Raw genomic sequence first — 11,826 nt, forward strand, 5'->3', positions numbered from 1 at the left:
TAAACAAAGGGCTTCACGGAGTTCCCTTTGTTCCACTTTTCATGCCCTTTTGCCAACCCGGCAAGGGGGAATTTTCACGAATTATTCACTCAAAACATAGCGATTATGAATCAAAAACAATTAGAGAGATGGGCTTATGCGAAGCCCGAAGTTGAGGCCATCCAAATGGAGGCCCACAGTGAGTTGATGGACACCTCATTCCCCAACAGCGGCGGACACAACGAGGCCGGCGACGACGGCGACGATCTTAGTGCCAAGCAAGGTTGGTTCGACGAGGAAGAAGAAGAGGCTCCACAACAATGGGGTATTTAACAAACAAGAGAGTATAAAAATTAAAACAGAACAAACAAGATGAAGACAAACATTTTATCATTGCTCGCCATCGCCGGATTATTAACTTTTGCCGGCTGCGCCAGCGACGACACAGCAAATAAGGACAACAATGACCAAGAGCCCGGCACCGAAGGCCTCACCAACTTCGTAGAAGACGCCCCCACAACACGCACCACGGGCGAATACGACGGCTCGGGCCTTAACTTCTTTTGGACCGAGGGTGACCGCCTGTGGGTAAACGCCGGCACCGCAACATCTCCCGTACTGAAGCAGGACAGCAAGAATAATATCAGCAACCTGCTTGTGGCTAATCCAGCCATACCGACCGGTGTTAAGCGAGCCGCTAAAGCCAGCTTTGCTTTTGCCGGAACTTATACTGCTTCGAGTTATCCCGTGCGTTACACCGGAAAAGGTAATGTCAACGGCGGTAAAGTAACCATCAAGGTCTTCCAGAACCAGCCAATTCCCAACGACGCCAGTCACATTGGCGAAGACGGTGACTTCGGCGTAGCTACGGCTACTAAGCCCATAGGAGATAACAAATATCATTTCACGCTCGACCACAAAGCTGCTTACATTACTTTTATGCCCTACACTACCCAGTCATGGGGCCCAATGCCATAATTCAAGGGATCCGCGTCTTTACTGGCAACACTTCCGATGCACTCGCCGGCACTTTCGATCTCGCTGACGATGGTACACTTAGTAATCCTACTTCTACTTCCAACAGGGTAGAACTCTCCGTAAACAACTTTCCCCTTCCCAGCACTGAAGCTTACGCCACCAACGGCGCCACAATGGTTGTCAATCCTGGCACATACAGCAATGTTAGCATAGAATACATACTTCGTGATCCCGTAACTCAAACTTACGGCAGCATCACCAAAACATATTCCAGCGTCACTTTTACCGCTGGTAAGAACAAGAAGGTGCACACTGATCTTCAGGTAACGGAATACCCTGGCAACAATTATTATATGTGGGATGCCCAGCAGAATTATTGGGCAGGTTACGAATGGGATGGTGCCAACCTACTCAGCCTACAATAGTGAATCATACTAATGCCACCGATGCTCCCCAAAGCACCTATAATAGTTCTGCCCACACTCCTCGCGACTTCAACGACGTACCGGCCTACACTGACGCCAGCGGTGCTTCTCCCGCCGTGCTTCCTAATACCACGCACTTCAAGGCTTTGCCTAACGTCAACGAGTTGTGCTGGTATGTACAAGATGGCGATCCCTATTTTGACGGCAAACGCTTTGGGCCACCATGAATCATCTCTACAGTGGTGGTATTTGGCTTAAAAAGAAAGATAACATTTCCGGTTACAGTAGCACTGCCGCTCCTGACGGTATCGATTACACCAGAAGTACCAATACTGCCAATTACAGCACCACCCCTACTCTCGGCAAGCCCGGCAACCCGAGCATTTACTTCTACCTCCCGGCGCTTGGCTGCTATGACCGCGGGAATTTTTCCGGAATTGATAGCTACGGTCTCTACTGGTCGAGTACGCCTGCCCCATATGATTACTACCTTAGAGTGTACAACCTTCGTTTCGACTATAGTAGGATAAATGTGGACGTCCCCTTTCGCAACGTCGCATACCCTCTGTGGACTGCCCAGTAATCCCCGTGATTACAGAACATCTCAATTTATGATATAACTTGTATCACAGTATTCAATCAACAAATATGTATAACCCCGTCTGCATAGGGACTGTTACAGGAGTGAATGACGACTTATACTTCCGTGGGGCACGGATTATACTTTTGTCGACTACGACTTATACTTTCGTGAGGCACGACTCATACTTCCGTCATTGACAGGTCGTATATCCGTGAGCAAGCGGTCGTATAGCTGTCAGCCATAGGTCGTATACCAGTCACGAATGCCTGTTATAGCCGTTGCAGACATTAAGCAAGAAAAATTATGGCATTCTGGAAACGAATCAAGATGAAAATCAATGGATTATGGTATCCGAAATCTGTGTTGGTGGGTCCGCCCGTGAGCACGAAGCAGGTGGCCGAACGGCTCTCACGCGAATCTACCGTGAGTCTGGCCGACGTTTATGCCGTGTTGATGTCGTTGGGTGGCGTGCTGGGCGACTACATGTCGCAGGGTCGTTCGGTGAAACTCGACGGCATCGGCACGTTCTACTTCACGGCTACGGCCAACAAAAACGGTGTGGCTAAGGAAGAGGACGTGTCGGCGAAGCAGATCAATGGCATCCGCGTGCGGTTCATTCCCGAGACGAGCTACAAACAGAACGGTAGTACGCCAGCCGGTCGCCGCGCCACCCGCAGCCTCACCGATGTGAGTATCGAATGGGAGGAATGGAAAGGCAAGGAAAAGAAACCTAAAACACCAAAACCGTGATTTAAGGGTGAATTAAAGGTGAAAAGGTGAAAAGATGGGCTGATGTGCGTCTTTTCACCCTTTCACTTTTCCACCTTTATTTCGCCCTTTTGCTGTATAGGGTAGGTGCGGTAGGTAGATTTATGGTTGCGCTAACGCGCAATGAAAGGGTGACAACTGTTGGATGACAACGTGAAACCGCCTCTTGACGAGATTGTCGAGAGGCGGTTTTTAAGAATGTGAGATTGTTGTTGAGCGCTTGTTATCCGCAGTGGAAGTAGGTCTCGACGAGTTTGAGATTCTCCTCGGGTTTTCCTTCTACTTCTTGGCGGAGCGTGGTGTCATTGAAAGAGCGGAGCTGATTGATGATTCCGTCAATCATGTTTTTACTGAACACGCCCTGCTCTTCATAAATCTTGCGCTGCTTTTCGAGACACGCCGCCGATGCAACACAGCTGTCGGGGAGTTGTGAGAGATGGTTGAGTATGCCCTCGTTTTCTTTGTCGTGGATGTTGACGTCAACATAGGTTTTCTTCGCGATGTCGAGTGCGTTGGGCATTTCGAAGCCGTGACGACAAGCGACGCAGAGTCCGGCTAAAAGCTGGTAGAGATCGGCCGAGCCGTCAGAGGAACGGATTTCCACGGTTTGTTTGAATGAGGCGTCGGGTGTTTCGGCTTTTTCCAAGGGGTTTGCTTTGCTGCACATGTCCACGCCGGCTGTCCATCCCAGCGGCACGCGCACGAGAACCGATCGGTTGCGATCGCCCCAACAAACGTTGGTCGGTGCTTCCTGGTGCGGGACGAGACGGAAATAGGAAGTGGGATTCTTGTTTCCGAAAGCAGTGATGCTGGGTGCAAGCTCCATCATTCCGGCAATCATGCGACGTGCATCATCGCTCAAACGCCCGTCTTTCATCATCATATTCTTGCCGTCTTTCACCATTCTCATGTGGATGTGGAGACCTGAACCTGCTTTACCGGCTGTGATCTTAGGTGCGAAGGTCACGTTGAGACCGTTGCGATAAGCGAGATTGCGGATGATCCATTTGGCAATCATCAATTGATCGGCCGTTTCTTGAACTTTTACGGGCAAGAATTCGATTTCATTCTGCTCATACACGAGACCGTTCAGTGTGAATGTTCCTACTTCGGAATGGCCGTATTTGATTTGACCGCCTGCACGGGCGATATGTTCCATACACATGGCGCGGAAGTCGTTGGTCTTTACATAAGGAGCTGACTCGTGATAAGCGTGCTGGTCAACAGCCGGGAATACGCCTTCGTCGGGCTTGATCACATAGTACTCCAGCTCGCCCATGGCTTGGTATTCCATTCCCGTTGTCTTGGTAAAAGCTTTTGCTGCTTTGTCGAGCGTGTATTCGGGAGAACTCTCCAAGGGGTTTCCGTCTTTATCGAAGAAAGAGCAAAGCAGGTCGAGTGTCGGAATTTCGGCAAACGGATCCACGAAAGCTGTGCTGAAACGAGGCAACACATAGAGGTCGCTGCTGCTGGCTTGGATGAAGCTGAACAGACTCGAGCCGTCTACTCGTTCGCCAAACGTGAGGATGGTTTTAAGATAATCGAGATTAGTCAACACGAAGTTGAGTGTCTTTAACTTGCCGTCGCCGCCCGGATACAGGAAGTTGACCATCTTGATCTCCTTTTCCTGAATGAATTTAATGATGTCGGCTTTGGTAAATTCTGCTGCCGGTTTCTGTAAGTACGCCACAATCTCGTTGGCGTTCATCAAAAGTTCGTCGTTGTTCATATTTTGGTTAATGATTAAAATTAGGTTTTTCTTTCGATGCAAAGGTACGAAATAAAAACATATACGTCAAATATTTAATGACAATCTGTAAGCAACGTCTCCTTAATTTGCGTTAAAGGTGATACTGATGCTGACAATATGCTGCATTTCTTTGCCTTATTTCATTTCACGAGTTCGGTTTGAATGCTTTCGATACTGCCTGTTGTGGGATTGAGGATGATGCGTGTGGTTTGTTTCTTTCCGAACAAATCGCCGCTCAGATTCTCTGTTTTTCCAAATTGGGCAGCATATACTTCAAAGTTGGCTCGCTGTTTTTCCTGTTCATAAAGGGCAACTTTGATTTTCCCGGGGATATTCACATTCAGACCGATATCGTCTTTCGACTTCTTTTGTTCACCTGCGGATTCGTTTGATCCAGTCAAGACGTGTTCGTCGGTTATGTATATATAATACGGTGTGCCACTGAGATCATCGCTGTCGATGAGTCCGAACCGTTTGGAGAAACGGAACAAAAGCTGGTGTTTCACTTCCTGAGTTGGGATATAAGTCAGCACACGTTCGATCGTGTCTTTTACTGTGGTGCCCTCGAAAACTTGCAAAAGACCGCGTTCTTGTGTAGCCAAATTGGCGAGCATCAGTTTCAATTGCTGTCCGTCTTTGGGCATAGACTCTGCCTTACCACGTGAGAGTTGGTCGCGGCTGTCGCGTATATCGTAGATTTCTTGGGCACAGAGTTCGGCCATCTTAGCCGAGCTTCCCGCCGTCAGAATATCCTCGTTCATGAAGTCTTTGGGATTAAGCGGTTCGGGTTTGCGTGCCGGAATGAAAGGCGCCGGCTGTTGCGGCATCTTCCCCTCTGCGTTGATCGCCAACAGCATACCGCTTTCATCACGACTCACTGTGGTGATGCTGTGTTTCTTGTCTAATGATAAGGTGAATTGTTTGGCGGAATCGGGCACACCGACCGACGACAACTTCGTGTTGATGATGCGATACGTGGTGCTGGGATTGAGTTCGACACCGGTCTTTTTCATATATCGTTCGGCATAGGGAGCGAACTGTCCCGGTGTGTAAGTCGTTTTTTCTATCAAGAAAGTCAGGCGCAATGCTGTGCGCGGCAAGAAATAAGTGGTTCCTTCGACTGTACGTTGTGCGTGAACCATCATTATCGAGCATAAAGCTAAAAGTGCCGTTGTGAATCGTTTTCTCATCATTTATTTGGATTTAATCGTTTATTCTTTGAAATGCCGCAGGCAGATAATCGATGATGTCTCCGGCTATAAGACTCTCCTTGCCGAGATCTTTGGCGGCTAAATCTCCGGCCAAGCCGTGGAGATACATGCCCAGCAAACAAGCTTCTTCCTGCTGATATCCGCGGGCCAAAAGACCTGTAATCACACCTGTCAGCACATCGCCGCTCCCTGCTGTGGCCATTCCCGAGTTGCCGGTTGAGTTGAAAACAACATTTCCTTTGGGTGTACACAGAGCCGAGTGATGCCCTTTCAGGATGACATAAGCCTGCAAATGATCAGCCAATTCACGTGCTTTGTCCAACCGTTCATAGTCGCTTGTGCACGGAATACCGACTAACCGATCCAATTCTTTGGCGTGTGGCGTCAGTATAATTCCTTTCGGCAATTGTTGCATCCATGCGCGGTGAGTGGAAAGAATGTTGAGTGCGTCGGCATCTGCCACAATCGGACACGTGGTGCGGCGCAATTGAGCGATCATTGCAATGGCCGTGTTCTCCTGTTTACCCAATCCCGGTCCGATTCCGAGCGCATCAAAATTCTCTGTATCTACCGGTTCGGAGAAGCAAGTTTCTTCGTGATCCATCTGCATCACGGCTTCGGGCACTGCGATTTGCATAATATCGTAGTTGCGTTTGGGCGTGTGGGCCGTTACTTTGCCTGCTCCCGCGCGCAGACAAGCCCGTGTGGCCAACACGGCTGCACCTGCCATGCCATAGCTTCCGGCAATGATCAGTGCGTTGCCCATCGCCCCTTTGTGTGCGAAATCGTCACGCCGGCGCAGCAACGGGCGCAAATCGTTCTCCTCAATGACCGAAAACAATGCGTTAGTCTGGGCTATAAACTCCTGCGAAAGACGAATGTCGAGCACGCGAAGTTCGCCCAAATAGGGTTGACTATCGGCCAACAACATGGCCAATTTCTTCTGTTGCAACGTCAAGGTGAGGTCTGCCCGAATGATATTCACCCTCACGTTCTGCGTGTTATCCTCTGTCATCAAGCCCGAAGGAATGTCGATGCTCACCACTTTTGACGGTGATTGATTGATATATTTCACCAAAGAAGCAAAACCACCAGCCAAAGGCTTGGTGAGTCCGGAACCGAATAGTCCGTCGATCACCAGCATATCGGCATCGAGGCTGGGCGGATCGAAGTCGACAGACACCTCCGTAAAACGCTTGATACGCTTGCAATTGAGGAGTCGTTGCTTGTTGGCGGCACAGTCTTCCGACAACTTATCGTGAATATTAAACAGATAAGCAGCCACTTGATAACCCCTTTCCGCCAATAACCGAGCCACAGCCAGTGCGTCGCCGCCATTGTTTCCCGGTCCGGCAAACACTGTCACGGGCGTTTCTACGGCCCATCTCTCAGTGACGGCATAGGCAATCGCCTTGGCAGCACGCTCCATCAAGTCGATCGAACTCACCGGTTCATGCTCGATAGTATAAGCATCAAGCTCGCGGATTTGGGCACTCGTAAAAATCTTCATACGCCTGCAAAGATACGAAATAAAGGTTGATCGGGGGGCTGAAAGTCAAGTTTTTAAACAAAAATCTCATTACTTTTCATCTTTATATTCATTTCGTTGGTTGCAACACAGCTTCTCGTTGTCTGCCAATTACATCCGAAAGGGTTTGCAACCAACCGTTAATGAGGTTACAAAAGACCGTTTTTCGCACGCTCATTAACCGTTTTTGAGGCGACGATCAAGCATTAATCAGAAACACGATGATGATGCCCCGCTTTTGCGTTTGGTATTTTTCTCTCTTAGACTGATATGTTTTCACTCTGAATAAATGCATTAGTCAGTAGCATTCTGAATCCTATTCCTCTATACTTAATTTTGATCATCTAAGTAAAAGTGTTATCTTTGTGCTCGTAAAGACTAATCAGTGAAACACTCCACTTATGGGAAACAAAGCAAGTACAATACCTGAACAAATCAAATTATTACAAGATCGAGGAATGATTATCAGCGATGAAGATAAGGCAGGAGAGGTCTTACTTGATGTCGGATATTATCGTTTAGGATTTTACTGGTTTCCTTTTGAAGTGTCTTACCCTAAAAAAGAACAAAGAAAACATCTATTTCGAAAAGGAACGAAATTTGATTATATTGTCAAGCTTTACTACTTTGATTTTAATTTAAGAACAATCCTAATGAAATATCTCAATCGGATAGAAATTAATTTCAGAACATTTCTTACCTACCATGTATCTAATTTACACCCAAACTCAACAACTTGGTTTGTCGATCCGGCAATAGTTACGTCCGATTTCATTGATAGTTTTGATAAAGAAGTCTACACTAAAAAATTCAAACTTAATCCCATGATAAAACAACATCATCAGAATCATATCAATGACAGATACGCTCCAGCTTGGAAAACAATAGAGTTTATGACTTTAGGACAGGTTATATATCTATTTCATTCCATTAAATCGCAAACAACAAAATGCGAGATTTGTAGACACTTTGGCATTAAACAACAAAAGGTCTTCGATAGTTACTTATCTATCATTAGGACTGTTAGAAATCGTTGTGCACATGGGAATATCCTTTATGATACTTCTCTTCCTGTGTCAATTAGAAAAGGACCGGCCGGGCAGATGTCTCCAACTGATTATCAAAAATTAAACGGTGCCATCAAAGTTATATATTATATGATCGGATGCATATCTACAAATAGACAAGAAGATCTCAGGAAGGATTTGAAAAAACTCTTATTGGAATATAGTACAGTTCCGGAAGTTTGGGAAATCATAAAAAATGCTACTGGTATAAGGAATGTTGACATAACACTTGCTTAATTAGAAAGAAATAATTATATTTGCATCGCAAACAGTGCCGATAAAGATTTTAATCGCTTTATTAGCACTTTAAAAAGGAGAGCAAGGGGCTGTACATATATCATCTGTACAGTCCCTCTTTTCAATATATGCGATCTCGCTTTAAGATATCACATATATTCTATCTCGTCTAAATCATAAAATCATTTGTGGGTTACACTGTTTTTTCGTAATTTTGCCCTGAATTTCATTTGATTGCATTATGAGTATTATCAAAATCAAAGATAAGTCATTTAAGACTTTCATCCCGGAAACGGAGATACTGCAACATGTTAAGGCGGTGGCCGACAAGATCAACCGAGATTTGAAAGGCGAGAATCCATTGTTGTTGGCCGTATTAAACGGTTCGTTTGTGTTTGCCGCAGACTTGATGCGATCTATCACGATTCCCTGCGAAATATCCTTTGTCAAGCTGGCTTCGTATCAAGGCACCACTTCCACAGGCGAAATCAAGGAAGTGATCGGCCTGAATGAAGATATTTCGGGGCGCACGGTGGTGATCGTCGAAGATATTGTGGACACGGGGGCAACAATGAAACGAATGCTCGACACGCTCGGCACGCGCAATCCCAAGGCTTTGCATATCTGTACGTTGCTGCTGAAACCGGAGAAACTGACAGTGGATTTGGATATCAAATATGTGGCCATTGAGATTCCGAATGACTTTATCGTGGGTTACGGACTTGACTATGATCAGCAGGGACGCAATCTGCGCGACATCTATACACTGGTGTGAAGAGACGGGAGTTCAGCAAATGACAAATCTAAAAACTAAGAATCTGATGATCTTATAGGCTTACAGCTAAAACAATGAACACGGAAACAGAACAGAGAGAAGGGCTCGACGAATTAGCGGCGCATTACAAACGCGTCTTGGAATTGCTCGGCGAAGATCCCGAACGCGATGGGTTGCAAAAAACACCGATGCGTGTGGCCAAGGCCATGCAGGTTTTAACGCGAGGTTATACGCAAGATCCGCATAAGGTTTTGACCGATGCGCTTTTCGAAGAGAAGTATAACCAAATGGTGATCGTGAAAGACATCGACTTCTTTTCTATGTGCGAGCATCATCTTTTGCCCTTTTACGGCAAAGCTCATGTGGCCTATATCCCCAATGGTTATATCACCGGACTGAGCAAGATAGCCCGCGTTGTCGATATTTTCAGTCATCGGTTGCAGGTGCAGGAGCGTCTCACACAGCAGATTAAAGACTGCATCGAAAACACATTGCATCCTTTGGGCGTGATGGTGGTCATTGAAGCCAAACACATGTGTATGCAAATGCGAGGCGTGGAGAAGCAAAATGCCATCACGACAACCAGCGATTTCAGCGGTGCTTTCAATCAGGCGAAAACCCGCGAAGAGTTTATGAATCTGTTGAGAGGCGAATCTAAAAAGATATAAAAAATCGTATTATCTCGTGCAAGATTTCGATTCGCCCTGCATTTTACAGATAAAACAACTTTAATTGAGGTATAAAAATGAAGGCTTTAACAAAAAATCTTTTAGCGGCAGCATGCTTGGTGGCAACTGCTTTCTCACTAAACGCATGTATTAGTAACAACGGCGAAGAATACGATACGACTATTGTACCGCTCACTTCGGCAGAAAAAACGGCACAAATCAATGCTATGGCCGGTACGTTTAAAGGCAAAGCAACTTTGTTTACCATCAATCCCTATGGGGTAACAAAGGCTGATAGTGCGGATATTAACTTCACGGTGAAAACTGACTCGAGCGTAGTTATCAGCGATTTCCCACTTCGTCTCTTCGCTTGGTATGCCCCCACGGGTCCACAGAAAGAAGCATTAAAGAGCGCGACAGCGTCTCTCACGGGCACGATTCAATTGTATGCGCCGATGAATTATGTCAGACAACGCTATGGAAACGGCGTCTATTTCTTTGCGCTTTGGCCCTACAAGCAGGATTTCAAAACGCCTTGGGCTGTCACATTCCCTTACACTTTCAGTGGTGCTACACAAAATATGAAAGTCTCATTTGCTGCGGACTATGCGCTCGGTTATCAAAATTCGGTTATTCTCAACGCGTATACAAGCACGAAAAGAATCTTCCAATGCTTCTTATTACCGAAACAAATCAAGCTGGGTGACGGTACGGAGGTGAACTCCCAACGCAGTTTCATCTTTGTAAGAGGAACTAAATAATCAGCGAATGAAATTTATTTCTTGGAACGTAAACGGTCTACGGGCCTGCGTCGGCAAGGGCTTTGAAGAAACATTCAAAGCCCTTGATGCCGACTTTTTTTGTTTACAGGAAACCAAAATGCAAGCCGGTCAACTGGATTTGCAGTTTGATGGCTATACGTCTTACTGGAATTATGCCGAAAAGAAAGGCTATTCCGGTACGGCTATCTACACAAAGCACACGCCGATCAATGTCACTTGTGGCATCGGAATCGATATGCACGATCACGAAGGACGTGTCATCACGCTTGAAATGAGCGATTTCTTCCTCGTCACGGTCTATACACCTAATTCACAGGATGGGCTTCGCCGACTTGATTATCGCATGGAATGGGAGGATGCTTTTCGCGCTTATCTGTTGCAATTGGATGCCCGCAAGCCCGTCATTGTGTGTGGAGACATGAATGTAGCACATGAAGAAATCGACCTGAAAAATCCGAAAACCAATCGTCGTAATCCCGGCTTCACCGATGAGGAACGTGAGAAGATGACCACCTTGTTGGCCAATGGTTTTACTGATACGTTCCGTTTGATGTATCCGGAGCAGATCACTTATTCGTGGTGGTCTTATCGTTTCCATGCCAGAGAGAAAAATACGGGGTGGCGCATTGATTATTTTCTGATGTCGGATCGGCTGAAAGATCGACTGGAAGACGCCCGAATACACACCGATATTCTCGGATCAGACCATTGTCCAATTGAATTAACGCTTGCTCTGTAAGCATTTTGCCGAACAAGGCAGTCCGTTTTGTTCGGAGGATAGAAAGAGTTCTGTTTTTTCTTTGTAATCGATCAATAAGCAATTGCAGTTGAGTCACCTTCCCAAATAGCCTCTCTTGGATTCCAACGGAGGCTATTTGGCACTGCAACCAGCGGTTTTTTGCAGCGTAACTAACGATTCATTCCGCCTGCACCATTTATGACGTATTTGATAAGACCTAATTACGTGTTGGTCAACAAGTACTATCGTGTTGAACAAAAAGTACTATCATGTTGAGTAAAAAGTACTATCGTGTTGGTCAACAAGTACTATCGTGTTGAGTGAAAAGTACTATCG

General features: G+C 46.3%; 13 protein-coding genes. 10 read left to right on the forward strand and 3 right to left on the reverse strand.

Annotated features, from left to right (window positions below; all coding sequences use genetic code 11):
* Positions 1 to 105 precede the first annotated feature (105 nt).
* The 5 genes from JCM12259_RS08780 to JCM12259_RS08795 all read left to right on the forward strand — a co-directional run bounded on the left by JCM12259_RS08780 (position 106) and on the right by JCM12259_RS08795 (position 2,715).
* Positions 106 to 312 (forward strand): hypothetical protein, encoded by a 207-nt coding sequence (locus JCM12259_RS08780; protein ID WP_025066178.1) that lies wholly within the window; start codon positions 106 to 108, stop codon positions 310 to 312.
* A 39-nt stretch (positions 313 to 351) separates the two neighbouring features.
* Complete coding sequence (locus JCM12259_RS14690) at positions 352 to 957, forward strand: hypothetical protein (protein WP_025066179.1); 606 nt, start codon at positions 352 to 354, stop codon at positions 955 to 957.
* Positions 939 to 1,382 carry a hypothetical protein gene (locus JCM12259_RS15860; protein ID WP_051559283.1) on the forward strand — a complete coding sequence of 148 codons (444 nt, stop codon included), beginning with the start codon at positions 939 to 941 and terminating at the stop codon, positions 1,380 to 1,382. The genes JCM12259_RS14690 and JCM12259_RS15860 overlap by 19 nt, the downstream gene beginning before the upstream one ends.
* Positions 1,382 to 1,609: a hypothetical protein gene (locus JCM12259_RS15865; protein WP_051559286.1), complete on the forward strand. Its 228-nt coding sequence runs from the start codon at positions 1,382 to 1,384 to the stop codon at positions 1,607 to 1,609. Before JCM12259_RS15860 ends, JCM12259_RS15865 begins: the two co-directional genes overlap by 1 nt.
* Positions 1,610 to 2,268: 659 nt before the next feature.
* Positions 2,269 to 2,715, forward strand: a complete 447-nt coding sequence (locus JCM12259_RS08795; RefSeq protein WP_025066180.1) for an HU family DNA-binding protein — start codon at positions 2,269 to 2,271, stop codon at positions 2,713 to 2,715.
* Between the two features lie 241 nt (positions 2,716 to 2,956).
* Here the strand turns inward: JCM12259_RS08795 and JCM12259_RS08800 are convergent, their stop codons facing one another.
* The 3 genes from JCM12259_RS08800 to JCM12259_RS08810 all read right to left on the reverse strand — a co-directional run bounded on the left by JCM12259_RS08800 (position 2,957) and on the right by JCM12259_RS08810 (position 7,204).
* Positions 2,957 to 4,462 (reverse strand): glutamine synthetase family protein, encoded by a 1,506-nt coding sequence (locus JCM12259_RS08800; protein ID WP_025066181.1) that lies wholly within the window; start codon positions 4,460 to 4,462, stop codon positions 2,957 to 2,959.
* A gap of 161 nt (positions 4,463 to 4,623) precedes the next feature.
* On the reverse strand, positions 4,624 to 5,676 hold the full coding sequence (locus tag JCM12259_RS08805; RefSeq protein ID WP_374188311.1) for a DUF4831 family protein: 1,053 nt from the start codon (positions 5,674 to 5,676) through the stop codon (positions 4,624 to 4,626).
* Between the two features lie 10 nt (positions 5,677 to 5,686).
* Positions 5,687 to 7,204: a bifunctional ADP-dependent NAD(P)H-hydrate dehydratase/NAD(P)H-hydrate epimerase gene (locus JCM12259_RS08810; RefSeq protein ID WP_025066183.1), complete on the reverse strand. Its 1,518-nt coding sequence runs from the start codon at positions 7,202 to 7,204 to the stop codon at positions 5,687 to 5,689.
* 419 nt (positions 7,205 to 7,623) lie between these two features.
* Between JCM12259_RS08810 and JCM12259_RS08815 the strand changes: the two genes are divergently transcribed.
* The 5 genes from JCM12259_RS08815 (at position 7,624) to JCM12259_RS08835 (ending at position 11,490) form a co-directional block, all read left to right on the forward strand.
* Entirely contained in the window at positions 7,624 to 8,526 is a 903-nt protein-coding gene (locus tag JCM12259_RS08815; protein WP_025066184.1) for an Abi family protein, read from the forward strand.
* A gap of 241 nt (positions 8,527 to 8,767) precedes the next feature.
* Entirely contained in the window at positions 8,768 to 9,301 is a 534-nt protein-coding gene (gene hpt / locus JCM12259_RS08820; RefSeq protein ID WP_025066185.1) for a hypoxanthine phosphoribosyltransferase, read from the forward strand.
* A gap of 74 nt (positions 9,302 to 9,375) precedes the next feature.
* Positions 9,376 to 9,969, forward strand: coding sequence for a GTP cyclohydrolase I FolE (gene folE / locus JCM12259_RS08825; protein WP_025066186.1), 594 nt, complete (start codon positions 9,376 to 9,378; stop codon positions 9,967 to 9,969).
* Between the two features lie 77 nt (positions 9,970 to 10,046).
* Positions 10,047 to 10,730: a DUF4840 domain-containing protein gene (locus JCM12259_RS08830; RefSeq protein WP_025066187.1), complete on the forward strand. Its 684-nt coding sequence runs from the start codon at positions 10,047 to 10,049 to the stop codon at positions 10,728 to 10,730.
* 7 nt (positions 10,731 to 10,737) lie between these two features.
* Positions 10,738 to 11,490: an exodeoxyribonuclease III gene (locus JCM12259_RS08835; RefSeq protein ID WP_025066188.1), complete on the forward strand. Its 753-nt coding sequence runs from the start codon at positions 10,738 to 10,740 to the stop codon at positions 11,488 to 11,490.
* Positions 11,491 to 11,826 lie beyond the last annotated feature (336 nt).

It is taken from the genome of Hoylesella enoeca JCM 12259, from assembly GCF_000613405.1.
In the GTDB taxonomy this organism is placed as follows: Bacteria; Bacteroidota; Bacteroidia; order Bacteroidales; family Bacteroidaceae; genus Prevotella; species Prevotella enoeca.